A 25,875-nucleotide genomic window follows, 5' to 3' on the forward strand; every position below is an offset into this window, starting at 1 on the left:
TTTGTTAGTCGATTTCAATTTCCTTTGAATACTGTCGCATTTTTCCACAGTTCTTTGATAAGACAAAATGAATACCTAGGGTTAAGTAAAAAATCTTGAAAAAAAGAACGAACGTGCTAAAAATAATGTATCAGATTTATTATTGGTGAATAATGAGTAAGGGAAAGATAACCAAAGAGTATATTTTGAGCCATGCATTCGCGCTTGCAAGTGAGAATGGGCTTGAGAGTTTGACGATTGGCGAGTTAGCCAAGCAGTGTGGCATGTCTAAGAGTGGCTTGTTTGCACACTTCAACTCTAAAGAAAACCTGCAACTCTCTGTACTCGAGTATTCCAACGCCATATTCACCGAAAGAGTCATCATTCCCGCAAGAGAGCTGGGAGATGGTGATATTGAAGCGAAATTGAAACAGCTGCTCGACAATTGGTTGGGCTGGAACCATTCATTCCAAGGCAGTTGCATGTTTATTGATGCATGGAAAGATGCGGTCAGTGAAAGGTCTGTGATTCAGAAAGCACTGCAGAAAACCATTTCAGTGTGGATTGATTACTTGACGATTCAGGTAGCAAAAGCGGTTGAGAGCAAACAGTTCAGAGCCGATTTAGACCCGAAACAGGCAACCTTCGAGTTATACGGTCTTTATTTGAGTGCGAACTTGTTCTACTCGTTACGAGGCCAACAAGCGAGCCACACCCATTTTTGGAGTGGTGTCGAGCGCTTGGTAGCCAGTTGGAGAGCGGTTTAATACATACAGCAGGTTAACTCGCAAATCATGTGACTTTGCTTAACTAAGGTTTGCAAAAGATTTTAACAGAAGTGGCGGCAAGCAATCATAAACAGCGCTATCGTCATTTTTTATACTAACAAATAGCACGGTCGTTCGATTTTCAGGGCCGAGCTCGATCCGCCAATGATGATGGCGATACAAGGACCGGTCATGAGTGACAAAATCTACTTTAATACATCGAACAAATTCAGCTTCAAGCGCAGCTTAATTGGCGCAACAACCAATCTTCATTACATCCTAGCGCCGAGTCATGCGAAGAAAACCGCACGTAAGTTGCTGCTCACTCCAATGCGTACTGAGCAGAAAAATGCTGATCCCCAAGGGCTTATCAAGAGTGAAATCAAAGGTCGTGATGGCGTTTTAAAAACCTATTCTTTGGGTACGGGGCCTGTTTGGGTGCTGACTCATGGTTGGTCTGGCACCGCGAGTCAGTTTTTCCCTCTGATGGAACATATCGCCGCTAAAGGTTTTACGGCTCTGGCTTATGATCACCCTGCTCATGGTGGCAGTGATGGTGTACATGGTCATATTCCTGCGTTTGTGAACGGCCTTGAAGCGATTCTCGATTCGGTGGGTGAGGTAGCAGGTTTGGTCGGTCACAGTATGGGCACGGCTTCTGCGTTGGAATGTAAGCACGTTAAATTGGAAAACAAGCCATTATTGCTGATTGCACCTGTACTGGATTATCTAGAAAACCTATTTGGCAGCGTTGCGCGTTCTGGCTACTCAATGAAACTGTTCGAGGCGGTAGTTGGAGAAGTCGAAGAGCAGTTTAACTACCCGATTCAGTCTGTTGATCCCTATGGAAAGCTAGCGCTTCGTGAGTCTCAGACGATCATCGTTCATGATGAGCAAGACAAGTTTACTAAGTTTGATGTGTCTCAGCGTGCGGCTAATGAAATGGGTCGCGTTACTTTAATTGCGACTCAAGGACAGGGCCACGGGCGAGTAATGAAGTGCCCACAAGTGTTCGAGAGCTTTGATAACTTAATTGGCTAAGTCTAATACCAATCGTAGTAAATAACTGTTCACCCTAGCTTGTTAAAAATCTCGATAACGTCGTTAGATTTTTTGATTGTAGAATAACTACTTATCGAAACTATTTATTGAAAAGAGCAGCCTTGTTCTCAAGCTTTTTTCCTGCGCTATTTTTGAACACTTGCTTACTGTGATTGGTATAACGAGCGCAAGTCAGTAGAACGCCAGTAAAAAGATCGTAAGCTCAAAGCTCAGAAAACATAAATAAAAAGGCCAACCAGACAGTATCTGGTTGGCCTTTGTTTTAGGGATTTAGTTGATGCTTAGTCAGTATTTAACTAAGCACTATTTTTAGTTAGCAGCTTGCAGGACCGATCTCTTTCCACACGCCCCATTGGCCTGTCGTTGTTGGATCTTCACCTGTTGTCCACCATTTTGCTTCCCAAACCTTACCGCCTTGAGTTACTTGGTCGCCGCCAGTGTAGACCGCACTTGAATCCCAAGCGTTAGTACAAGTACCGCCGCCTGTGGTTTTCTTAAGAACGTTCACTGAAGTAGCCGCTACCGATGTATCAGTGCCATCGCTGACCGTTACAGAGAAGTTCAGCGTCGTATCTTGCGTGTATTCCGCCGCGACAAAGCTCACTGAAGAACCTTGAACCGTTGCATCAATACCAGCAGGTACATCCCATGTGAAGGTCAATGTGTCTTGGTCTGCATCGCTTGAAGCCGAAGCATCAACCACGACTACATCACCCGCATTAACTTCAGCCGGAGCCGTAACCACTGCTACTGGTGCTGTGTTTACTGGGCCTGTATCTTTAGGGCTTACTGTTACAACAACGGTGTCAGTAGAAGTAGCACCTTCGTTGTCCGTTACCGTTAGGCTGAAGGTTAGTGTTTCTTGCTGAGCGACTTCAACAACATCGAAGCTCGCAACCGCAGCATTAGCGTTCGCCAGTGTTACTGCTGTACCGCCGACTTGAGACCAAGCGTAGCTCGCGATTGTACCGTCGCTGTCTTTTGAAGCGCTGCCATCTAGAGAAACAGAGGCTGGGCCTTCAACTGATTGGTCTGCGCCTGCAGCTGCCGTTGGTTTACGGTTTACAGGATCTGTTGTACCGCCAGCAAGGCCTTCATGCATTGCGTTGAGGATGTCGCCGTTGTCTGCATCAATTTCCCAAGAGAATAGACCCGCAAGGCCAAGGCTACGAACGTACGCGCCTTTTGCTTTTACTGAGCGGTCATCATCAAATGTGATGAGCTGGCCTGAAGTACGGTTCCAAACGTAAGGCGCTTCTGCCATTACGTCGTAGCCGTATTCGAAGCCATTGATCCCTTGGTTGTTCGTACCAAGCATGTTCGCCTTAATGCCTTTGTAATCGATAACGCCATCTTCCCATACGCCTTGCGCAGAGCTACCTTTCAGTTTGCCGTTACCCACCCCTGTCATAGGGTCGCTAGGATCGGTGAGTGATGATGGTAATACGCCTTCCCAGCCACGACCGTACATCGCTGTACCAACCACAAGTTTGTTCGCTGGAACGCCTTGTTCAAGTAGCAATTGGATGCCGTTGTCTGTGGTGTAAGCTGGGCCTGTGTACTGTTCGCCATTTTCATCAAGGCCTGTGCCATCACATTGACCAGGACGCATGAAGTTACCGCAGTTTAGTGCTGTTTGGTGACCTAACACGTTGTTCCAACCGCCGTAGAAGTCGTAAGTCATTGCGAAGATGTAATCCATGTATTGGATAGCATCGCCGTAGTTCACGTCTTCAATCTTATCGTGACCAACACCGATCGCAGAAGTGAGCTCGTAAGTACGACCGTTTTCCGCTTCTAGCTCATCTAGCATCACGCGAAGTTCTGCCATCAGTGCAATGTAAGCTGGGCCGTCATTTACAGGATCACCAAGGTCTGGAGCAGCACCGCCACCACCAGGGAATTCCCAATCGATATCCACACCGTCGTAGAATTTCCATGTGTTAAGGAATTTCTTAATAGACGCTACAAAGGTGTCACGGTTGGCTTTAGTTGTGAAATCAAAGAACGGGTCAGACAGCGTCCAGCCACCAATCGATGGGATGATCTTCAAATCAGGATTACGCTGTTTGAGCGCCATCATCATTGCGTAGTTACCCTTGATCGGTGAGCTGTATTCGTGTCCCGCTTGAGGGAAGCTTTTCTGGAAAGCCGCCCAAGGGTCATGAATCACCACTTCGTAATCGTTAACACCCTGACAAGCTGTCATGAGTGCGTTGTAGCTGTTACCGCCTACTGATTTAACTGATTCGTTCGGACCACAAATTGGGATGAAGCCATAAAGGATATGGGTTAAGTTGTCAGCGGGTAGGTTATCAACGGTGTAATCACGGCCGTAAATACCCCACTCTACAAAGTAAGTACCGACTACCGTATTTGGATCTGTGTTGTATGACTTGTTGTTCGGATCCACATTCATCGCAAGTGGCGCTAAGTGTGAGCCATCGGTATCAGCGATCGTGATTTGAGCAGGTGCGCTCTTGCTACAACCTGTTTCATCACACGCTTCGATTTCCATCTCAAATAAGCCGCCTTGGCCATATTCGAATGAAGCTGTGGTTTGGCTGCCAGTGATTGGGCCGGTGGCCACTTTAACGCCATCAAAGTAGATGTTGTACGTGTTTCCTGACGTTCCGCTCCATTGGTTGAACTTAACGTCGACCTTCGCTTGGTCGTGATATTTCACCATCTGGTTGTAGCCAGAGGTGGTTTCCATCGCGAGTTCAATTTTAGAAAATTGCAGGTTGTTGGAACCGTACATGTCGATGCTAGGTGCTGTTGGAGCAGCTAATGCTGTACCAGATAGCGCTAGAGCAATGCTTGCAGCACAGGTATTTATACGAATCATACTATTTCTCTCATTCCTTGAAGATTACGAGAACCCAATGGCCCCATAAACGGCTCCAATCAGTTTTGAAGGAGCTTCCCAGTCAGTATTCGAGGGAGTTTTAATTTCATAACTGAAAATAAATCCGTTTTCGATGGACAACTAAAAAATTGTATCTTGTTACAATTCTGTTGCTTAATGAATGAGAGGCTGAGTCCATGTTTTATAAAATAAAACATCCTTCAGTAGGAAAATCTCACAAGTGAAAATTCACGACATGAAGTTATGAAAAGGTGCGACAAACTATAAGAAAATACTGTGGATTGAAGCTGAATCACAAAGTGAAGTATGTTGAGCGAGCGGGGTCGATCGACGGGTAAACTTGAAGACGAATGCTTATGGCAGTATGGATAAGAGGGTTATCTTTTGAATTGCTCAGCTAAGGAAGCGCGTCGTTGTTGCATGACACTATGGGTATCACCAGTCGCAGTATCTTCGTAGCCTTCTTTAATAAATTGCTGAGATGGTACGCTTGGCTCTAATCGCTTTAAGCGAGGCGAATCGTAAGTACCACTGATGGTGTAAACGGTGGTTCCAGAGCCAGTGTTGATCGTGACGATCTTCCCGTCAAAATCGAATGAGGTAGTGATAAGACGATGATTCATCATCACACCGTTTTCTGAAAGTGTCAGGATGTCGGTGTTGTAAGGTGGCGCCGCAATCTCTATCCATGTGCCATAGACGTTGCTTGGGCTGACAGATTGCTGGTGGGCTTGGTAAGCAAAATAGCCGGCGGTGAGGGCAACCATACAGCCAGCTAATAGGAAGCCGTAGAGTAACGAGTTGGCAAATAGATCTCTGCTTTTAGTCGGCTTTTTTGCCATTATCTCTTCATTTTTCGACTGATATTGTTTTAGATTCTATTAATTAAAACCTTAGTTTGCAAAAATTGTTCTAAGAGTTAGAAGCAGGATCGAATGTTCTAATAAATGTGGTTGCGTTAGTGGTTTTTAGCCTTGCTCCTCAGTATTTACGCTATCAATGAAAGCGAACTCCAGAAATGCTTAAGCTATGCGTATTTATTTCTTGTAGGAAAGTCTCGAATTGGTTAAAACAATTATCACCTAAATTTACGCATAGGCTTACTCGGTGAGCTCAATAATTGCAATTTGAAGATAACAAGGAAGTACAATGATTAAAGAAAACACATACTTTGAAGGTGGCGTTAAGTCGTTAGCGTTTAACCAGTCTGGTGCTGATGTGAGTGTTGGTGTAATGGCGGCTGGTGAGTACACGTTCGGTACTGCTGCTCCAGAAAAGATGACCGTTGTTAAAGGTGCTTTGATTGTAAAGCGTGTTGGTGATGATGACTGGACGACATACCAATCTGGTGAGTCTTTTGACGTTGCGGGTGACTCTTCATTCGACCTACAGGTAAAAGAAGCGACTGCTTACCTATGTGAGTACTTGTAATCAGGTCTAAATTTGTTCAATCAGGCATCGTTTGTCTCTGATTTAATAGAAAAAAACCACGCTCTAGGAGCGTGGTTAAATAAGTGATAGTAACCGGCAGTGGATAGTGTCACTTGTTTTTGTAGTCATCAAATGGATGACCAAATCGTTGTTCGTTGCAAAGTATCTTCAATCTTCAATCTTCAATCTTCAAAGCTCAACTCAAAGCCAAGACATCAGTAAGTCTCAAACACACCGTTGTTGTAGTCTTGAATTGTTTGTTCAATCTCTTCCATCGAGTTCATGACAAACGGACCATAGTGCACAACAGGTTCATTAATCGGTTCACCAGAAAAAATCAGTACACCTGAATCTTCTAGGCTTTCTAAAGACAACAATTCAGCTTTGGTGAGCAGGGCAAGTTGACTTTGGTTGATGACTTTGTCGCCGATCTTAATACTGCCTCGGTACACATAAGTCATGGCATTGTGATTAACATTAGTCCCTAACGTGACTTTTTGCCCAGAATGAGAGCGCCAATCCGCAACGCTTAATGGCACACCTGTTTTCTGTAATGGACCCTGCGCTCGTAAAGCCTCTGAATCCTTGTCAGTTTGGTTGTGCAGTTCAAACCCTCCGGCAATCACTCTTAACAAACCACTTTGTTCACTTTGATGCTCCGCGATGCTTTCACTTTGGAAATCGTGATACTGAGCTGGCTGCATTTTGTGTGTCGCAGGTTGGTTTATCCAAATCTGAAAACCATGCAGCGCACCTTCTTCCATCATTGGCATTTCGCTGTGAATGACACCACGGCCTGCGGCCATCCATTGAGCGCCACCGCTGCGTAGCTCTCCAACATTCCCCATATGGTCTTTGTGTTGGAAGTGACCTTGGAGCATGTAAGTGAGCGTTTCTATCCCACGGTGAGGATGTGGAGGAAAGCCGCCAACATAGTCTTTGCTTTCATCCGACTTCAGTTCATCAATCATTAAAAATGGAGAGAAACGTGCGTTATTAAAACCTGCGAGTCGTTGGATTTTGACGCCATCACCATCTGAGGTGGCATGTGCTGTAATCACATGATCTACTGCTCTTACATTCGTCATTTTGAAACCCTCATAAACTTGAATAGCTGTAGTTTATGTAATTTGATTTAAAAAGAAGATGGCACAGCGTTGAGTGACTTATTCGAAAATCTTGAACAGGTAACAATATGAAATTATGTCTATACTCAATAGATAGTATATCGCCAAGGAGGCCGCTATGGCAGTTCAGCAAAAACATGGCGAAAGGCATGGTCGGATAGGTTTTGATAACGACTTTACAACGGAGCAAAGCCAGCGCTTTACAGAGGTTGCAAACAGCGCAGTTAAACGCCGCGTGAAAAAACGTGAGATAGAAGCGCCGTTTATTCAGTCAGCTAAGCAAGCCGCTTTTAAAACCGTGGTGAGGCGACCTAAAGGGAATAACCCAAACCGAACACGTCAAGTCATATGGATTATTATGATCGGGTTAGTGAGTCTTTGGCTTATGTACCTTGCAGGTTAGCAGCGCCGCTCCGTTATAGGAATGGCTAGCGTTGGCGCGTTTTTAATAGCGTAACATTGTTCCCTTCGATCTTCGCTTCAAAGCAATCTTCAAGTTCAGATGAATCCGGTGCTGAGCTAACAAGGCTCGTTGGTAGTTCTTCTATCAGGGTCGATACTGGGTTGTCGTGATAATAAGCATATCGGTTTTTTCCTGAATGCTTGGCAACATACATCGCTTTATCAGCACATCTCGTCAGCTCATGTAATTCTTGGGCATCTTGCGGATACAAAGCAACCCCAACACTTAACGTCAATTCCTTGATTCTCTCGTTTGTTTGGCAGCCGCTTTCGAACAGCCCGCAGATCCTATCTAGAATGCCGTCTAGATCTTTACGAGTTGGCACATCGTAGAGCATCAGAACAAACTCGTCTCCAGCAAAGCGCGCGATGGAATAATCGTATTCATGGCTTTTTCTGTCTCTGGTTCGAATGTTGTTGCTCAAGCGATTGGCAAAATGCTGTAAGACACTGTCTCCCACATCGTGCCCGTAGCTGTCGTTAATGCCTTTAAAGTCATCTATATCCAAAAAGACCAATGCCGTAAGTGATCGCTCACTATCCACGGTAGCTAGTTTTTCTGTCGCCCAGCGTTCAAAGCTCCAACGGTTTGCCAAGCCGGTTAACTGATCTCTGTAAGCGAGATCTTCAATGCCTTCTTTATACAGGCGTTGAATATAACTGACGGCTTTTGTGTAGTAATAAGCGGACGTGTGACACACCAAGCTCATGGTAAACAGGCTAAGAATAAACCGATGTGTGCTGTTAAATGGCAGAGAAAAGTTATTGGGCATTGCCGTAATTAAGGTGCTGATAAACAAACAAAATGAGGTGCTGAAGATGATTCCAATTCTGAAGTCATTGATAAAAATCACCGCCGCCAGAATAGGGTAGAGCCAAAGAATTCGGTCAGGAATGGCGTGACTGTACAAAAATAGGATGACCCCTTGAACCAGTAAAACACCGCTCAGGATCAATTCTGAATACTCAGGGTTAATGACTTTTCTTACGTAAAATGCATTGGAGATAGCGATAAGTGCAAAACACAGTTCGAAAACCGACAGCGTGTAATGTTGGCCTTGGAAGTAAGCCCAAGTGTAGAAAATGAATAACGCAGCGGCAGTCAGTGAAAAGGAGTGAACAATTTTTTGCTTGCGGGTGGATCGTATGTCCGCCATTTCTTCTAGGTGCCTGCCGACGAGCCTTTTCATGTGATCTGTGCCAAAGTTTTTGATAATGGTGTTAATAGTAGATTAAATAACAAGCTATGCAGAGGCTTAGATGTCTATTTAGTGTGACTACTATCAAGGTTTCATATGAAAGGCTGTTCAATCAATTCCAAATAGTGATGTATATCACCGATGGTGCTGGTCATCTCTAGAAGATTAGATTTAAGCATCAAACTTGTAACCGTTGTTTGATGTTTATCTACTTGCTTTCCAGAGAGTTACTCCACATAGTTTGTAAACGACCAAAATTAAGAAAGGCTCATTATGTTAATTACCTTTAGTTGTAAAGCTCATGCTAGTGTCACGATGTTTGGTGAAGTCGGCCTCCAGTTCATCAAGATGCTTGGGCATAGCGGCTCCATCCCAGGTGCTATGGATGCTTCAGAGGTTCCTCAAGCTCTGGATAATCTACGTGCTGCTATTGCAGCAGAGCAGAGCAAGTCCGTAGAGCATGAAAATACTGATGACGACAATGAAGAAGAGGTGGTTGAAGCGCCTGTTAATATCGGTAGTCGAGCGTTCCCACTGGTTGAATTATTAAAAGCTGCCATCAAAGATGAATGTGAAGTAATGTGGGAAGACGGTAGCGGCAAGCGACTGTAGTACGATTCACGCGAAACGTAACAAGCCTATTGAATCTATTTTAATCAGAATGAATGCTGAACCAGTATCGGACACACCATGACCATGGAGTTTTATGGTGATGAACCGATACTGGTGTTTTTTTAGTGAAGTAATCCACTCGTTTCTGTTTATTTACAAGGTTCGTCAGCCCTGAAATGAGTGACTTTTGTTATCGTAATATCAATCCATAACAGACCGTAAACAAAGTGATGCTGTTCACGCTTTCTTGACTCCCAATTCTGAACTAAGAATTTTTCCTAGTTATTCTAAGACCCTCTCTCATGCGGTCGATTTTTAGACTCCTTATTATTTCACGGTCAACTAACAAACAATGTATGGCCGCAATTATGCCGTGCAGACCTCACAAAAAATAAGAGAGTTCACAATGTTAAAGTTCCTAGATCAGGTTCGAAAACCGACGCTGGATCTTCCGGTCGAAACTAGAAGAAAAATGTGGTTTAAACCATTCCTACAATCTTACCTCGTCGTGTTCATTGGTTATCTAACCATGTATTTGATCCGTAAGAACTTCAATGTCGCGCAAAACGACATGATTTCTACTTATGGATTATCGATGACGGATCTAGGTCTTATCGGTCTGGGTTTCTCTATCACTTACGGTATCGGTAAAACCGTCGTTTCCTATTATGCCGATGGTAAAAACACCAAGCAGTTCCTGCCATTCATGCTTGTCCTTTCTGGTATCGCTATGTTGGGCTTCAGCTTCAGTATGGGCGGTGGCAGTGCTAGCTTATTCTTGATGGTTGCCTTCTATGCGTTGAGTGGTTTCTTCCAAAGTACCGGCGGTCCTTCAAGCTACTCGACCATCACTAAATGGACGCCTCGTAACAAGCGTGGTTCTTATTTAGGCCTTTGGAATATGTCGCACAACGTGGGTGGCGCAGGTGCCGCTGGTGTTGCTCTGTTCGGTGCTAACTACCTTTTTGATGGCAACGTGATCGGTATGTTCGTGTTCCCATCAATCATTGCGATTGTGGTTGGCTTTATTGGTATGCGCTTTGGTAATGACTCTCCAGAAGCCTATGGTCTAGGTACGGTTGAAGAGTTGTTTGATGAAGAAGTCAGCGAAGAAGATACGGCTGCTGAAGAAAATCAAATGACTAAGAAAGAGATCTTTGTTGAATACATCCTGAAAAACAAAGTGATCTGGTTGCTCTGCTTCGCGAATATCTTCTTATACATTGTTCGTATCGGTATCGATCAATGGTCTACCGTTTATGCGTATCAAGAGCTAGGTCTATCAAAAGAAACCGCGATTTCAGGCTTCACTCTGTTTGAGGTTGGTGCACTGGTCGGTACGTTAATGTGGGGTTATCTGTCAGACCTTGCGAACGGACGCCGTGCTTTGGTTGCTTGTGTATCGCTTGGCCTGATTATCGTTTCGCTAGAGTTCTACCAGCATGCAACCAGTGAGTTCATGTACCTAGCATCACTGTTTGTGCTTGGTTTCCTAGTATTTGGTCCTCAGTTGCTGATTGGTGTTGCTGCAGTAGGTTTCGTGCCTAAGAAAGCAATCAGCGTTGCGGATGGCGTGAAAGGTACATTTGCTTACTTAATTGGTGACAGCTTTGCCAAACTTGGCCTAGGTATGATTGCAGACGGCACACCTATTTTTGGCTTAACGGGTTGGAAAGGCACGTTCGCAGCGCTTGATACGTCAGCTGCCATTTGTATCGTGTTACTGCTATTCGTTGCGGTTGCGGAAGAGAAGAAGATTCGCCACGCTAAGAAAATACACTTAGCGTCTCAAAACGCGTAGCGAGTCTCACGTGCTTTATTGGTTTAAAGCACGTGAGATCATACCAATCGTTAGTTCGATTCAGTATCATCTCTATTAATAAACTTAATTTTAGATAGCTCCTGTTGGGGCTATTTTTCTTTCTTACTCTTAATTTTGGTTAATATCATGATTAATGTTGCGCTTGTTGATGACCACGTCATTGTTCGATCTGGCTTTGCTCAATTACTCAGTCTTGAAGCTGATATTACGGTCGTGGGGGAATTCAACTCTGCGGCAGAAGCGCGCCTAGGATTGCCAAGTTGTCACCCTGATGTCGTGATCTTAGATATCTCAATGCAAGACGAAAGTGGCCTGAGCTTATTGGAAGAGATTCCATCAGGCATTGCCAGTATCATGCTGAGCGTACATGACTCTCCGGCGATGGTTGAGAAGTCATTAGAGTTAGGAGCCAAAGGTTATCTCAGCAAGCGCTGTAGCCCTGATGAGTTAATCCAAGCCGTACACACGAGCGCAAATGGTGGCTGTTATCTCACGCCCGATATCGCCATAAAGCTTGCGACGCCCATGAAGAATAAAGCCTCTTTAAATCAGCTCACCCGCAGAGAAAGCGAAGTGTGTCAGTTATTGGCGACAGGGCTCGATGTAAAATCTATTGCCGTAGAGCTAGGGGTTAGCCATAAAACGGTGCATGTACACCGTGCCAATGCGATGGACAAACTCAATGTTAAGAATAATGTCGAGTTAGCGAAACTGTTTACACAAGACCAGTACTAATGCGTTCTTACCTAGCCACCTCCCTGTGTGGGGTTTTTATGGCTGGCTGTGCATGGTTCTGTTTATGGGTTATTGCCTTCTATTTCATTAATGACCCTGAGTTAGCCATTCTGCTTTTCCCGTTTTCACTTCGACTGGGAATGACGCTGCACACTCGTACCCACTATTGGCCTGCCATCTATATTGCAGAGTGGGGACTTGCGATCGCTTTAGCTCTGCTGCTTGATGAACCCCAATGGCTGACGATACTCATCGCCAGTGGATTGAGTATTCCTGCCACGCTAATTGCCAAGCGTTATTATTCTGGTGACCAGAATCGTCACTTGTTAGTGATGGCGAGCTTAATCATGGTCACAGCATTTATTAACGTTGCCGTGGTGGGTTCTCATGTTTCTGCTGTTTACATGGTGTGGTTGGTGAGTATTACTGGCGGACTGATGCTGGTGCCGATGTGTTATCTGGTCTGGAACTATCTATTCCAAAACAAGTGGGCACCATTGAGCTCTTACTTAATCAATAATGTCGTTGAGTTCAAAATCCGTCATATTGCTTTATATAGCGTGTTGTTGGTCGCCAGTATTTTGATACAAACCAGTTTGCCTGATGAGCTAAGGCGCTTTGCCCCGTTCTGTATGGCGATCCCTATTATCTTGCTCGCCGTTCGTTATGGATGGCAAGGTGCTCTGCTTGCAACAATGTTAAATAGTGTCGCGTTGATTGCAGCCCACAGCGGAACATCCAAACTCGAAATTACCGACTTACTCTTGTCTCTATCTGCTCAAACCATCACAGGTATACTGCTTGGTTTAGCGGTTCAAAAGCAGAAAGATCTCAACTCCAAATTGCGAAGTGAACTCTCCAGAAATCAAAACCTTTCACGTCAGTTAGTTACCGCTGAAGAGTCGGTTCGTCGTGATATTGCGCGTGAACTGCATGATGAAATCGGCCAAAACATCACGGCAATTCGTACTCAGGCAAGCATTATTAAACGTGTCGACGCGGCTGAGATGAGCGTTCGCTGTGCGGGTACCATTGAATCATTATCTTTGAATGTTTATGACACCACCAAACGTCTACTTACAAAATTAAGACCTAAGATGCTGGACGATCTGGACCTAAAAGATTCCGTGGAACAGCTTATTCGAGAGATGGAGTTTTCGGATCACGGCGTTGATATTCAGTTAAATTGGCAAGGTGATTACTCGTGTTTGAGTGACACGCTTAAGGTCACTATCTTCAGGCTGTGCCAAGAATCTCTAAACAATGCCTCTAAATACGCCAACGCGAGCGAAATCAGAATTGAACTGCTTTTAGGTGACCAGGCTTATCTTCAGATATCAGATAATGGCATTGGTTTTACAGCGCAAGATCTTCTCAAAGGAATGGGTGTTCGCGGTATGCAAGAGCGTGTTCAGGCGCTCGGCGGCAAGATGACAATCAACGCTAATGGCTCATCTTCGGGTACCAATATCAGCGTTACATTACCTAAAGTGTGAGAACGAATATGTTTGGATTTCTGCGCTCAACAACGTCAGAGAGTGATGCTCTAACTGATGATGAGGTCAATCAGAGTTATCGCTATTGGCGCCTTCACATCATGATAGGAATGTATGTCGGCTATGCGGGTTTTTACTTCACTCGTAAAACCTTTAATTACGCCGCGCCTGCAATGATCACCGATCTAGGTTTGGACAAAGGCGATATCGGCTTAATTGGCACGCTCTTTTATCTTTCTTATGGCTTATCGAAATTTATCTCAGGCACGATATCGGATCGGTCGAACCCTCGTTACTTCATGGGGCTTGGCCTAATCGCGACTGGTCTGATAAACATCGCGTTTGGCTTTTCGAGTTCGTTAGCGGCTTTTATCTCGCTATGGGTACTGAATGCATGGTTCCAAGGTTGGGGCTGGCCATCGTGTTCCAAGTTATTGACGACTTGGTATTCTCGCTCCGAAAGAGGCTTTCGCTGGGCAATCTGGAATACAGCGCACAACGTTGGTGGAGCGCTTATCCCTATTCTTGTGGGTTATCTAACGCTGCAGTTCAGTTGGCGAGCTGGGTTTATCTGGCCGGGTGTGATTGGTGTTTTTATCGGTCTTATTGTCTGCTGGCGCTTACGTGACAAGCCCACCACCATGGGACTTCCGACGGTAGGGAAGTGGCGCAGTGATCACCTGGAATTAGCGCAAGAGAGCCATGGGCAAGGGTTAAGCTATCGAGAGATCCTGAAAACCTATGTGTTCAGCAATAAGTACATTTGGTTGCTCGCCTTTAGTTATGTGTTGGTTTACATCGTAAGAACGGCAGTTAACGACTGGGGCAATTTATACCTCACCGAAGAACACGATTACAGTTTGATCAACGCCAACGCTGCCTTGTCTCTGTTCGAGATAGGAGGTTTTGTTGGTTCACTTGTTGCTGGGTGGGGATCGGATAGGTTGTTTGGTGGCAACCGCGGTCCAATGAACATCTTGTTTGCGATTGGCATCTTCCTTTCGGTTTCGGCTTTATGGCTTATGCCTTTAACCAACTTTGTGTTTCAAGCGGCTGGGCTATTCTGCGTTGGCTTTTTTGTTTTTGGCCCTCAAATGCTTATTGGCATGGCGGCGGCGGAATGTTCACATAAAGACTCTGCCGGGGCGGCGACAGGTTTTGTTGGCTTGTTTGCTTACATGGGAGCAGCACTTTCTGGTTACCCATTAGCGCTCGTTCTAGAAGCTTACGGCTGGAGTGGGTTCTTCATTACCATCTCGACTTGTGCGGCCGTTATTGGCTTGCTGTTACTGCCTTTCTTACAAGCTCAATCACCTCAGAAAAGTGCAGAAGCTCGCTCTAGCTTTTAAGGAACGATAACAAGATAGTCACTAGTGTTTGTATTCAGATGCTTGTATCGCTGCTGTAACCAGTGCGATACAAGCCGCTATCTTATTTTCGGCGCTTTCTATACGTGATATTCAAATGTGACTATTTTCACGCTTTTCATCGGTCTCACCTGTTTCTAAGAATTTTTCCTATTGCGTCTAAGACCTCATCTCATGTGGGTTCTAGCCGAGCTCTGTAGTCTTTCTAATTATTTACGTTATTAGAAATCAGCTCTCTGAATTGTGTTCAAAGGGCTCACTACGGAAAACGCCATGTCACTCAGCCACCTCTCAGAACACTCATTTTTCCCAATGGAAAACACCATCCAAAATTATGCATGGGGGAGCATTTCTTCGATACGTGAACTGTTTGGCTTTCAGAATGAGTCACAAGAGCCGCAAGCGGAAGTTTGGATGGGAGCGCATCCAAAAGGTTGCTCAATGGTTAAGCTTGACCAGCACTTGGTGCCTCTCTCTGAGCTGATTAACAAGAATAAACCGGCCTATCTATCAAGCGATATTGCGCAGGAGTTTGGTGAGCTGCCGTTCTTGTTTAAGATCTTGGCAGCAGAAAAAGCGTTGTCTGTTCAGGTTCACCCAAACAAGCGCCAAGCAGAGGTTGGCTTTGCAAGAGAGGAGCAAGCAGGAATCCCTCTGACTGCAGGACATCGTAATTACAAAGACTCTAACCACAAACCTGAATTGGTTTACGCGATCACTGAATATCAAGCAATGAATGGCTTTCGAGAATTCGATGAAATATTAGGGTTGTTCAGAAAGTTGAATTCGAGCGAGCTGGCTGGTTTAGTTGAAGAGTTTGGCAACCACCTTGATTCTCTAGGTTTAGAGGCGTTTTTCCGTGATTTATTAACTCTGGACGACCAACGTAAACACCGAGCATTAGAGCAACTTCTGGCTTACGCAGCCGCTCACCAAGGTCAATCTGAGTTTGCTTTGGTTATTGAGCTTAGTCATCAGTATCCAAACGATATTGGTCTATTTTGTGTTCTGCTTCTTAACTTGATCACATTGAACCCGGGTGAAGCGATGTATTTGAATGCGAATACTCCGCATGCTTACATTAAGGGAACTGGGCTCGAGATCATGGCCAATTCAGACAATGTGCTGCGAGCTGGCTTAACGCCAAAACACATTGATGTCGCTGAGTTGGTTGCCTGCACAGAGTTTACACCAATCCCGTTTGAACGCTTGTTGTTAGCGCCCTTAAAACTGGGTCAATGTGATAGTTATGATATTCCTGTCAGTGATTTTGATTTCAATATCTTTCATCGCCCTCAGCAAGAAGAAGTGATCACAAGCGGTGCTGAAATTTTAATGGCGATAGATGATGATTTAACGTTAATGAGTCAGAAAGGTGAACACCTGACACTCACCAAAGGGCAATCGGTATTTATCCCAGCTTATATTGGTCATTATGTACTGAGCAGTAATGGCCGTGTTGCCAGAGCGTTTAATTAGAGATGGTGTTTGTGGTATAGATTGAGCTCCATCCCCACAAAATCATCATCTCCTTCATCAACAACGTGATAGCCAAGCGATTGATAAAAGTTAATAGCACGAGCATTACTTTTAAAACTCGATAGAGTGACTTGACTAAGTTGCTCTGCCATAGCTTTTTTATGTATGAGAGTCATGACTTGCTTGCCAAGCGAACGACCTTGGTACTGGGGGAAAATGATCAGCAAATGAATATGGTATGCGTTGTCATAAGGTTTAAAGCAGGCGAGCCCCACTCTTTTATTTTCGCGATATACCCAATGAAACCAAGATGGATGGTATTCGTTTAAAAGTCGTTGACGTTGAAAGTCGTCATCCCAGCCGAAAACGCTATCTACGTGTATGAAAATACCTTGTTTAACACACGCAAACAGTTCATCGAATTCAGAATTTGAAGAGAGTTGGAGTTGTATGTTCTCTTCTTTCATTGCCACTTTTACCGCTTCCTTATCAAACGCCTTTGAATAAGCAAACAGTAACATAATTGAAGAAGCCGAATTAGCTTAGATTTGCGAAGTGATGAAACCAAAAAGCCATGCGTGATGCATGGCTAAGAATAAAGTCTTGGATTGATTTTTCTATACGATCTTAAGCGCGTGATGGCGCGTGAGCTGTTTGTGTAGCGAGTCTTTGAGCTCCATGCGTTCTACTTTGAGGTTGTGCATGCTGTCGTCATCGATAGGGCTGCCAGAGATTTCTAGCTGACGGATGTCGTAGTCGAGTTGGTGGTATTTCTGCATGTCTGCTTTGAATTTTTCGTCGTCGTGGTTGAGCTGAACAATGTCTAATTTAAGATCTGGGAAATCTAAGATAAAGGCATGGTTTTCATTGAGCATTGGCACTTCCTCTCTAGTCGAATTATTAACAGTATAGAAGTAATTTTTCGAAAGAAATGTGGTTCAAAACACAAAGCCGTAAAGCGATCAAAAAAGGGCGTAAACTCGTAGGATTATCCTCGAACTTGCGCCCTTTTGTATGTATATAGCTAACTATTTATAGTTATATGTTTAGAACTATAAGAGTTTAAAGCAGAAAGTTTACTTTGCTTTCTTACCAGAGCGTTGCTGCTCTTTGTGTGCAAGCTTCTCTTTTTTGCGTTGCTCGATAAGGTGAGCAGCTTCGCCGCCTACGTGGGTTTCGCCACGAGCATTCGACAGTTGAACTTGCTTTTCACGTTCACGGAAACGGGCTTTCTGCTCGTCGCTGTGCTTATCAATACACTTAGGGCAGCTTACGCCTTTCTCGAAGTGTTTAGAGGCTTTGTCTTCGTCAGTGATTGGCAGGCGACACGCGTTACACACATCGTAACCGCTCTTTTCTAGCTGGTGGTTTACTGCAACTCGACCATCAAATACGTAGCAGTCGCCTTCCCACATACTCTCTTCTTCAGGTACCTCTTCTAGGTACTTAAGAATGCCGCCTTCAAGGTGATAAACCTCATCAAAGCCTTGTTCTTTCATGTAGGCTGTTGATTTTTCGCAACGAATACCGCCAGTACAGAACATCGCAACTTTCTTGTGCTTCTTAGGATCAAGGTTGTCTTCAACGTATTGAGGGAATTCACGGAAGGTTTCTGTGTTTGGGTTTACAGCATTTTTGAATGTACCGATATCGACTTCGTAGTCGTTGCGAGTATCAACCAGAATTACATCAGGATCAGAAATCAGAGCGTTCCATTCGTTTGGTTTCACGTAAGTGCCGACAACGTGGCGTGGGTCGATACCCTCAATGCCCATGGTTACGATCTCTTTCTTAAGCTTAACCTTGGTGCGGTTGAATGGTTGTTCTTCGTTGAACGACTCTTTGTAAACAACATCAGCCAAACGAGAATCTTGTTTGAACCATTGAAGAAGAGCGTCGATAGATTCGCGCTTACCTGCAACGGTGCCGTTGATGCCTTCACTCGCAAGTAGCAAAGTACCGCGGATTTGGTTGGCTTCTAACACGTCAGTGAGTGGCTGGCGAATTTCTTGGTAATCATCAAGTGCTACGAATTTATACAGAGCACATACAACATATTGAGACATGGTTTTTCCTTTCTGCGAGCTGGAACGTAAATCCAGAGCGGTTGCCTTTTATGATACATACTGAGTTTGATTTACTCAGGTTTGCCCATATTGGCTTATTAAAATCCGCCGCAGTATAACCAAGCCAAGGAAGGACAAAAACCAACCAAAAGTAGGGCTATTTAGCATTGTTATTAGTGTGGCTTTTGGACTAAGAAATGCAATGAAACCGTTTTATCTGGTTCGAATTACAACACGTATTCCCAAACCAAAAAGGCCCTGCTGTAAAAATACATCAGGGCCTTGGTATTGAATCTGTCTGACTTAATCAGCGATTACGCTTGGTTAAGTACTTCCGCTAAGCGTTTCACCGCTTCTGTTAATTCTTCTGGGTTGGCGTTAGTGAAGTTTAAGCGCAGTGCGGCTTTTGCTTCATCGGCCTTTGGATAAAATACTGGGCTTGGTACAACCGCCACACCATTCGATAGCAAAGTCTTAGCTAATTCGAAGGTATCGCACTCTGGGATTTCTACCCAAATGAACATCCCGCCATCTACGGCTTTTAACACGCAATCTGCAGGCAGTTGTTTTTTTAGCTCTGAGAACAACACTTCATAACGAGACTTGTACAGTGTGCGAATGTTTTCCATGTGTACGTTGAAGTCTTCATGTTTTAGAAGACCAACAAGCAGTGCTTGCATAGGTACACTTGAGTGTAAATCCGCGCCTTGTTTGACTTTGATCAGTGGCTCAAGGTAGCTGCGTTTACCTGTTACCGCGCCAATGCGTAAGCCTGGCGATGCAATCTTAGAGAATGAACGAAGAACGATAGAGTTGTCAGGGCAGAACGAAGAAACCAATGGCAGTTCCGTACCTGTGAAACGCAGCTCACGGTATGGCGCATCTTCAATGAAGGCTACGTTGTACTTGATACACAGCTCAGCCACTTTTTGACGAGTTTCTGTTGCCCAGCACACACCGGTTGGGTTGTGAAAATCAGGCACCGCGTAGAACATTTTTGGCGCTTGCTGTGCAAAGCATGTTTCCAATTCATCTAGATTCGGCCCAAATTCGGTTTGAGACACGGTCGCAATGTTTGCTTGAACTAGGCCAAACACCTGCATCGCACCTAAGTAGCTTGGCGCTTCCATCACAACCACATCACCTGGATCGACATACGCACGCGCAATCAAATCCAAACCTTGCTGAGAGCCAGTACAAATCATTGCCGTGTGTGATTCTGGCAATTGGTAGCTTTGTGTTAGGTGGTCAAGCAACGGGCCGTAACCGGCAGTAGAACCGTATTGGAAAACTTCAGGCATGTTCGCTAGGTTTTCTAGCGTTGGCTTCATTAAATCGATAGGGAATGTTTTCTCGTCCGGTAAACCACCGGCCAATGAGATGACATTTGGATCACTTGCGGCTGCGAGGATCTCTCGAATGTATGAAGATTGAATCTGTTGTAATGACTGTGCGATTTCCATGTGTTGTGTCTCGTCGTTTATCGTTTTTATTCTATCGCTTGATATTACACGGCAATTGTAAAAACAAGCGTGTCCGTTTATGCTCTTAAACATGTCCATTTATGCTATTTAAACGATGTCACGTCAACACATATCGCGAATCAATGATGTCCTGTTCCATATTCACCAAGACATCAGTCAGCCTTTGTCTGCCAAAGAGTTATCTGAGATAGCGGCCTATTCAGAACAGCACTTTCATCGCACCTTTAAAAGCGTGGTCGGGGAGTCGTTGCATCAATATATCCGACGCACTCGAATGGAGTATGCAGCCAACCAATTGATGTTTGATACCAGCTCGTCAGTGGTCGAGATCGCCCATAAATGTGGCTTTAGCTCGGTGTCTTCGTTTAGTCGAGCATTTAAAGCGACCTTTAATATGTCTCCGGGCGAGTGGCGTAAACACGATTTACAAGTAGCAGAAAAACCCTATTTGAAAGATCCCGAAGTGGCGGCGGGCTATTTGAATGTGGCGCAGCGAGTATTGCCCGAACCCAAGATCGTTGAAGTGCCTGAACGCATGGCGGCCTATGTTCGACATACGGGTTATAACCGCTCTATTCGCAATGCGTGGTTGATATTGAAAGCGTGGGCGAATTCCGAACAGCGTGATTTTTCGAGCCAATTTGGTTTGCATCACTCAAACCCTGCTTGGGTTGAAATGGATCAGTGTCGTTATGTCGCGTGTATCGCGATTGATGAGCCGATTAAGTATCGCAGTGTTGTGAATCAGATGGTGATTCCGGGCGGCTTACACGCTGTGTTTCGACTAAATGGCCGCTATGGAGAACTGCTACCACAGATCAGTATGGTGTTAGAAAAGTGGCTACCCACATCTGGTTTCAAACAGCGCTCGACTCCCGCGTATGTGCATTATCATCAGAATCATTTTCTCAACACCGATGAAGTGTTCGAACTCGATTTCTACCTTCCCGTGAGCTTTTACTAATCGATGGTTGTGCTGTTTTGTTGAACCAGACTTTGATCTTTTGTTGAGACAAATTAGCACAACCAATAGCAGCTAACGATTTTATGCAGTTGGCCTAAGATAAAGATGCTTTGTTGATAATCTACTCTAAGTAAATGATGACAACGTACGGATTAAACGATAGCATTTCGTTCTAATTGCAAATAGTTCTTAATATCACTCGATAGAATATGACCATTACCCACAAAGATTATCTGAAAATCGCTTTCCCTTTCATCATCTCAACGGTGACACAACCTCTGTTAGGTGCTGTGGATACCGCTGTTATTGGCCAACTTGGTATTGCTGAATTGATTGGTGGCGTAGCGATCGGCACCATCATTATGAACACCATGTATTGGTTGTTTGGTTTTTTCCGTGTCAGTACCACGGGCCAAAGTGCGATGGCACTGGGTAAGGGAAACCGCACTGATTTGGCGGGTAGCTTGATGCGTCCGTTTGTGCTGTCTGGTTTAGTGGGTTTGATCTTTATCTTGATACAACCACTCATCTGGCAAGGCGCAATGTGGGTGATAGAGCCTGAAGCCAATGTAGCCGAGCACGCGCATATCTACTTCAGTATTTTGATTTATGGCGCGCCTTTCGTGTTGCTTAACTACACCATTATTGGTTGGTTAATGGGACAGGCGAAAGCCAAAGACGTTCTTTATACACAAGTGTTTGGTAATGTGTTGAACATTGTCTTGGATGCGGTGTTTGTACTTTATTTCGATTTGGGTGTCGCAGGTGTGGCTTACGCAAGTTTGATTGCACAAGTTACCACCTTTGCGATTGGTGTGACCTTGGTGATGAAGACCAGCAATATTTCGATCTCTGAGTTCTTGCAAGGCTCGAAGATGACCAAGAAAGACCTATCGACAATCATCTCTTCGAATACCGATCTATTGCTTCGCACCATTTGTATCTTGGTGTTCTTCAACATGATGGCGCGTACTGGCTCTAAACTGGGTACCGATGTTCTAGCGGCTAACGCGATCTTGATGCAGGTGACCTTCATTGTCAGCTATATGTTTGATGGTATTGCCAACGCATCGAGTGTGTTTGCAGGTAAGGCGGTAGGACAGAAGAACCCTTCAATGCTTGATCGTGTTTTAAGGCTTAACTTCCAATGGACGGCAGGTTTCATTGCCGCGCTGACGCTTTTAACTTTGATTTTTAAAGATATGATTGTTTTCTTGTTTACCGATATTCCAGCGCTGGTCACGCTGTACCAAGAGATGGCTCCGTGGTTAATTGTGTTCCCGCTAGTGGCTGGCTTTGGCTTAACGGTTTACGGCATCTTTACTGGAACGGGAACCACGCGTCCGGTTAGAGACTCAAGCATCGTGACTTTGTTGGTATTCTTAGCGGTACAGGCATTCACCATCGATATTTGGGGCAATCATGGTTTGTGGCTTGCGTTTACTCTGTTCTATCTTGGGCGTATTGCGTTCCTGTATCCGTTCATCGCACAAGTTAAGCAGAAGTGTTACCCAGTCAAAGATGCAGTACAGGGTGCCATTAACTAAGCTGTCTAATTGCCATCTTTAATACATTATTAATATTTTATGAAAGCGCTTTACTATTTTTATACGATAAATTTGGTGAGCGCTTTTTTGTATGTAATGACTCACTATAAATGGTCAATAAAATTGTAAGTAAAACGCGATACAGTTCAATGTCCGCTTTTCATCGCCTCAGCTAAATGATAATGTTGTTATGTTATAACATCTATCTGTGAGTATCTGCGTGAACACCCCACTTTTGTCTGTTGACCACCTAACGATCAAAACCTCTTCGAGAACCCTTTTCCAAGATATCCACTTCGATGTTTATCGAGGTGAGCTGTTGGCGATCATGGGACCGTCAGGCATTGGTAAGTCGATGCTTTCACGTGCGATTGCGGGTTTTCTGCCAGAAACGGTCGAGGTTGAAGGTCATATTTCTCTGTCTGGTGAAGCGGTATGTGGTTTGCCTATGTTGCAAAGAACTGCCACACAGCGCCCCGCAGTTATCTTCCAAGATGCGCTTCAAGCTTTGAACCCTCTGGTTTCAATAGAAGGTCAACTCTGCCTTGCCTTGACGGGAACTCGCACTAAGCTTAAATCAAAAGAAAAAATTCAAATTACCGAGTTGCTGAATCAACTTGGTTTTCCTAATCCAGAAACCATCTTGCCGTTGTACCCGAGCCAAATTTCGGGTGGGCAACGCCAACGTGTGTGTATTGCGATTGGCTTGCTGAGTAACGCCGATATTATCATCGCCGATGAACCAACCAGTGCGTTAGATCCGGTGACAGAGCAAGAGATACTTAAGCTGATTCGACACAATGTTAAACAGCGTCAAATTGGTGGTTTACTCATCACCCATGACCTGCATAGCGCGTTGGCGTGTGACAAGCTGTTAGTCATCGATGATGGTGGTGTGGTGGCTTACGGTGCACCGAAACATGCACTTGAGTCGAGCTCTCACGCTTTCTGCTGTTCATTGAGAGACTTAATCGAATGAGCTCGACCTTATCACTAAACTCAGAAGCCTCGCCATTAATGCCAGTGACTGATTCAGAAACACAAACACCGATAGAGATTAAGTTCGACAATGTGAGTGTTCACTACTACTCCGTACCAAGTTGGTTGGGTGGTAAAGCGTTCAAAGCGCTACAGAACATAGACCTTAATGTTGAAGACAAAAGCCTAGCAATTGTTGGGCGTTCTGGTGCCGGTAAATCAACGTTAATTGAACTGCTATTTGGCCTTAAAGCGCCAACCGTTGGTCAAATAAACTTGTTCGGTTATTCGCTCCCAATTCGCGATAGCAAAGCGCAAGCAACGGTGTGTCGCTTGATTCAATTGGTGCCTCAAGAGCCCCACACTAGCCTCAACCCTTACTATACCGTTCGACAGATCTTAGCCGAGCCGCTAAGCAACTTAGATGTTTCTGGCAACCATGAAAGCATTATTGAAGAGACGCTGTTGGATGTGGGCTTACCTGCCACTTTGTTATCACTGAAACCTAATCAGCTTTCTACAGGCCAAGCTCAACGTGTGGCTATTGCTCGGGCTCTTGTCGTTAGACCCGCAGTGCTGGTGGCCGATGAACCTACTGCCAGCCTTGACCCAGTGAATCGCCAAAGGTTGTTGGACTTGGTTAATTCATTAAAAAAGAAGCGCGATATGCGCCTTATTTTGGTTACTCACGATTTAGGTGCCGCAAAAGCCCTTTGTGAAGAAATACTGGTACTCGACCATGGTGAAATGGTGGAGCACGGACCGACCGATCAAGTGATGAGTAAACCTGCTCATCCTGCGACTCAGATGCTGATCGAGTCTCAGCCTCTTTCGAAATCTACTTGTTAAACACAACCTTATTTATTAAAAAAATACAGCTACAGAGAAAAAATAATTATGCGTTTTAATTCAATCAAACTGGCTTGCACGCTTGCGTTGGCTCTGCCTTTGACGGGCTGTTTTGACTCTCAACCAGGGTCTAGCGATGCCGCAGTAAAATCTGAAATTCGAGTTGCGATGATGCAACCACCAAGAACGGGCCTATCGCCACTTTCTGATGACGCGTTCAAACTATCACGTTGGAGCACGGCTGAAACGTTAGTCAACTTGAGCCCAACCTCAGAAGCAGAACCAATGCTAGCGACTGATTGGAAACATCTTGATCCTCTGACTTGGCAGTTCACGATTCGCCAAGGCGTTAAATTCCACGATGGCTCTACATTAACAGCAGAATCCGTAGTGAACTCTTTGCAGAAAGCGCTTGAGGCTGCACCTAAGCCACGCATTCTAGATGGTGTCGATCTCGAAGTGAAAGCGATGGACAACTACCGCGTAGAGATCAAGACCAGCTTTGATGACCCTCTTTTACCAAGCCGTTTATCAAGCCCTCAATTAGCGATTCTTGCAGCAAGTGCTTACCAAGAAGATGGCCGTGTTAGCCCAATGGGTGCAGGTACGGGCCCGTTTGAGTTGACTGAAATTAACGGTACAACCAGCGCGAAGCTAAAACGTTTCGATGGCTACTGGGGTCAAAAAGCACAGGTTGAATCTGTGATTGCAGAATACGTTCCTAACGGTTTTGCTCGTGCTGCAGCTCTAAGAACAGGCACGGCAGACATCGTTGAAGCAGTGCCCGTTTCACAAATCGCGACCATTGATCCGAACCTACTTTATGAAGTGGCGATGCCTCGTACCAATACGCTTTACCTAAACAACAAGTCAGGCGTATTCAGCGATATTAACTTGCGTAAGGTTGCGGCGGCTGCGGTGGACCGAGAGCAAATCGTGAATACCGTTTATGAGAACCACGCGGATATTGCACAAGGTCTATTAGGTCCTGCACTTGCTTGGGCTGAACCAATTCGACCTGAAGGTCAGGCAGTTGACAAAACGCTAAAAGCGAACGGCGAAAGCATTGTTATTGGTACCTTTACCGACCGTGCAGAGCTTCCAGAAGTGGCAGCGCTACTGAAGCAACAACTTGAAGCGGCTGGTTTCAAGGTTGAGCTGGATATTCGTGAATATGCTCAGATCGAGAACGATGCGCTATCTGGTAAGTTTGACGCGTTTATCCTTTCTCGTGCAACGGTTCTAGATTCGGGTGACCCAGTGGCTTACATGATGAGCGACTTTGGTTGTAAGGGTTCATTCAACCTTGGCCAGTTCTGTTCTCAAGAGGTAGATAAAGCACTGAATCACGCTGACCTACAACCGCTAGGTGCGCTGCGTCACCAAGCGATCATCGAAGCTGAACAAAAAATCCTTAACGATTTCGCGGCTATCCCGCTGCTTCACGAACGTGTGATTCAAGGTGAAAGTGAGCGTGTAAGCAATGTCGTTCGTGACCCAAGTGAACGTCGCTTGGTTGACCAAACTACACAGGTCAAAAAAGCGACACAAGTTAACCCGGCAACACAGGCTAACTAAAT

Annotated in this window: 23 protein-coding genes; 15 read left to right on the forward strand and 8 right to left on the reverse strand. The window is 44.9% G+C overall.

Annotated elements, in window-relative coordinates:
• Positions 1-152: 152 nt before the first annotated feature.
• Together AB6E51_RS02165 and AB6E51_RS02170 are read left to right on the forward strand one after the other, a co-directional pair.
• A complete protein-coding gene (locus AB6E51_RS02165; RefSeq protein ID WP_372057723.1) occupies positions 153-746 on the forward strand; it encodes a TetR/AcrR family transcriptional regulator in 594 nt (197 codons plus the stop codon).
• A gap of 192 nt (positions 747-938) precedes the next feature.
• On the forward strand, positions 939-1,787 hold the full coding sequence (locus AB6E51_RS02170) for an alpha/beta hydrolase (RefSeq protein WP_017065066.1): 849 nt from the start codon (positions 939-941) through the stop codon (positions 1,785-1,787).
• A gap of 334 nt (positions 1,788-2,121) precedes the next feature.
• Here the strand turns inward: AB6E51_RS02170 and AB6E51_RS02175 are convergent, their stop codons facing one another.
• Together AB6E51_RS02175 and AB6E51_RS02180 are read right to left on the reverse strand one after the other, a co-directional pair.
• Positions 2,122-4,656 carry a glycosyl hydrolase family 18 protein gene (locus AB6E51_RS02175; RefSeq protein WP_371725541.1) on the reverse strand — a complete coding sequence of 845 codons (2,535 nt, stop codon included), beginning with the start codon at positions 4,654-4,656 and terminating at the stop codon, positions 2,122-2,124.
• Between the two features lie 398 nt (positions 4,657-5,054).
• Complete coding sequence (locus AB6E51_RS02180) at positions 5,055-5,519, reverse strand: DUF2850 domain-containing protein (RefSeq protein WP_372057724.1); 465 nt, start codon at positions 5,517-5,519, stop codon at positions 5,055-5,057.
• Between the two features lie 307 nt (positions 5,520-5,826).
• Here AB6E51_RS02180 and AB6E51_RS02185 point away from each other — a divergent pair, with 307 nt between their 5' ends.
• Complete coding sequence (locus AB6E51_RS02185) at positions 5,827-6,108, forward strand: pyrimidine/purine nucleoside phosphorylase (protein WP_017057600.1); 282 nt, start codon at positions 5,827-5,829, stop codon at positions 6,106-6,108.
• Between the two features lie 215 nt (positions 6,109-6,323).
• On the opposite strand, the gene AB6E51_RS02190 is transcribed toward AB6E51_RS02185, so the two are convergent.
• A complete protein-coding gene (locus tag AB6E51_RS02190) occupies positions 6,324-7,196 on the reverse strand; it encodes a pirin family protein (RefSeq protein WP_372057725.1) in 873 nt (290 codons plus the stop codon).
• Between the two features lie 157 nt (positions 7,197-7,353).
• Here AB6E51_RS02190 and AB6E51_RS02195 point away from each other — a divergent pair, with 157 nt between their 5' ends.
• Positions 7,354-7,638 carry a hypothetical protein gene (locus AB6E51_RS02195; protein ID WP_017061541.1) on the forward strand — a complete coding sequence of 95 codons (285 nt, stop codon included), beginning with the start codon at positions 7,354-7,356 and terminating at the stop codon, positions 7,636-7,638.
• 25 nt (positions 7,639-7,663) lie between these two features.
• Here AB6E51_RS02195 and AB6E51_RS02200 read toward each other — a convergent pair whose 3' ends face one another.
• Positions 7,664-8,854, reverse strand: coding sequence for a GGDEF domain-containing protein (locus tag AB6E51_RS02200; protein WP_102428138.1), 1,191 nt, complete (start codon positions 8,852-8,854; stop codon positions 7,664-7,666).
• 315 nt (positions 8,855-9,169) lie between these two features.
• On the opposite strand from AB6E51_RS02200, the gene AB6E51_RS02205 reads away from it, so the two are divergent.
• From AB6E51_RS02205 to manA, 6 genes are all read left to right on the forward strand, one after another.
• The gene (locus AB6E51_RS02205; protein WP_017061543.1) at positions 9,170-9,508 is read left to right on the forward strand and encodes a DUF1840 domain-containing protein; all 339 of its coding nucleotides are present in this window, start codon (positions 9,170-9,172) and stop codon (positions 9,506-9,508) included.
• A gap of 406 nt (positions 9,509-9,914) precedes the next feature.
• Positions 9,915-11,309: a hexose-6-phosphate:phosphate antiporter gene (uhpT, locus tag AB6E51_RS02210; protein ID WP_017061544.1), complete on the forward strand. Its 1,395-nt coding sequence runs from the start codon at positions 9,915-9,917 to the stop codon at positions 11,307-11,309.
• 147 nt (positions 11,310-11,456) lie between these two features.
• Positions 11,457-12,065, forward strand: a complete 609-nt coding sequence (gene uhpA / locus AB6E51_RS02215) for a transcriptional regulator UhpA (protein WP_017061545.1) — start codon at positions 11,457-11,459, stop codon at positions 12,063-12,065.
• Positions 12,065-13,561 (forward strand): signal transduction histidine-protein kinase/phosphatase UhpB, encoded by a 1,497-nt coding sequence (gene uhpB / locus AB6E51_RS02220; protein WP_017065060.1) that lies wholly within the window; start codon positions 12,065-12,067, stop codon positions 13,559-13,561. Before uhpA ends, uhpB begins: the two co-directional genes overlap by 1 nt.
• Positions 13,562-13,569: 8 nt before the next feature.
• A complete protein-coding gene (locus tag AB6E51_RS02225; RefSeq protein WP_372057726.1) occupies positions 13,570-14,910 on the forward strand; it encodes an MFS transporter in 1,341 nt (446 codons plus the stop codon).
• Between the two features lie 291 nt (positions 14,911-15,201).
• Positions 15,202-16,407 carry a mannose-6-phosphate isomerase, class I gene (gene manA / locus AB6E51_RS02230; protein ID WP_372057727.1) on the forward strand — a complete coding sequence of 402 codons (1,206 nt, stop codon included), beginning with the start codon at positions 15,202-15,204 and terminating at the stop codon, positions 16,405-16,407.
• Here the strand turns inward: manA and AB6E51_RS02235 are convergent.
• From AB6E51_RS02235 to AB6E51_RS02250, 4 genes are all read right to left on the reverse strand, one after another.
• Positions 16,404-16,928: a GNAT family N-acetyltransferase gene (locus AB6E51_RS02235; RefSeq protein WP_372057728.1), complete on the reverse strand. Its 525-nt coding sequence runs from the start codon at positions 16,926-16,928 to the stop codon at positions 16,404-16,406. The two genes, manA and AB6E51_RS02235, sit on opposite strands and share 4 nt — an antisense overlap.
• Positions 16,929-17,024: 96 nt before the next feature.
• Positions 17,025-17,282 (reverse strand): YdcH family protein, encoded by a 258-nt coding sequence (locus AB6E51_RS02240; protein WP_009846137.1) that lies wholly within the window; start codon positions 17,280-17,282, stop codon positions 17,025-17,027.
• Between the two features lie 201 nt (positions 17,283-17,483).
• Positions 17,484-18,473 carry a rhodanese-related sulfurtransferase gene (locus AB6E51_RS02245; RefSeq protein WP_017067892.1) on the reverse strand — a complete coding sequence of 330 codons (990 nt, stop codon included), beginning with the start codon at positions 18,471-18,473 and terminating at the stop codon, positions 17,484-17,486.
• Positions 18,474-18,787: 314 nt separating this feature from the next.
• Positions 18,788-19,936, reverse strand: coding sequence for a PLP-dependent aminotransferase family protein (locus AB6E51_RS02250; RefSeq protein WP_372057729.1), 1,149 nt, complete (start codon positions 19,934-19,936; stop codon positions 18,788-18,790).
• 115 nt (positions 19,937-20,051) lie between these two features.
• Between AB6E51_RS02250 and AB6E51_RS02255 the strand changes: the two genes are divergently transcribed.
• The 5 genes from AB6E51_RS02255 (at position 20,052) to AB6E51_RS02275 (ending at position 25,873) form a co-directional block, all read left to right on the forward strand.
• A complete protein-coding gene (locus AB6E51_RS02255; protein ID WP_017061552.1) occupies positions 20,052-20,921 on the forward strand; it encodes a GyrI-like domain-containing protein in 870 nt (289 codons plus the stop codon).
• 209 nt (positions 20,922-21,130) lie between these two features.
• Positions 21,131-22,468, forward strand: a complete 1,338-nt coding sequence (locus tag AB6E51_RS02260) for an MATE family efflux transporter (RefSeq protein WP_102393066.1) — start codon at positions 21,131-21,133, stop codon at positions 22,466-22,468.
• Positions 22,469-22,688: 220 nt separating this feature from the next.
• Positions 22,689-23,447: an ATP-binding cassette domain-containing protein gene (locus tag AB6E51_RS02265; protein WP_102321379.1), complete on the forward strand. Its 759-nt coding sequence runs from the start codon at positions 22,689-22,691 to the stop codon at positions 23,445-23,447.
• The gene (locus AB6E51_RS02270; RefSeq protein WP_372057731.1) at positions 23,444-24,295 is read left to right on the forward strand and encodes an ABC transporter ATP-binding protein; all 852 of its coding nucleotides are present in this window, start codon (positions 23,444-23,446) and stop codon (positions 24,293-24,295) included. The genes AB6E51_RS02265 and AB6E51_RS02270 overlap by 4 nt, the downstream gene beginning before the upstream one ends.
• Before the next feature lie 48 nt (positions 24,296-24,343).
• Entirely contained in the window at positions 24,344-25,873 is a 1,530-nt protein-coding gene (locus AB6E51_RS02275) for an ABC transporter substrate-binding protein (protein ID WP_372057732.1), read from the forward strand.
• The last annotated feature ends 2 nt before the right edge of the window (positions 25,874-25,875 follow it).

This window comes from Vibrio sp. 10N.247.311.47, assembly GCF_041467535.1.
In the GTDB taxonomy this organism is placed as follows: Bacteria; Pseudomonadota; Gammaproteobacteria; order Enterobacterales; family Vibrionaceae; genus Vibrio; species Vibrio crassostreae_C.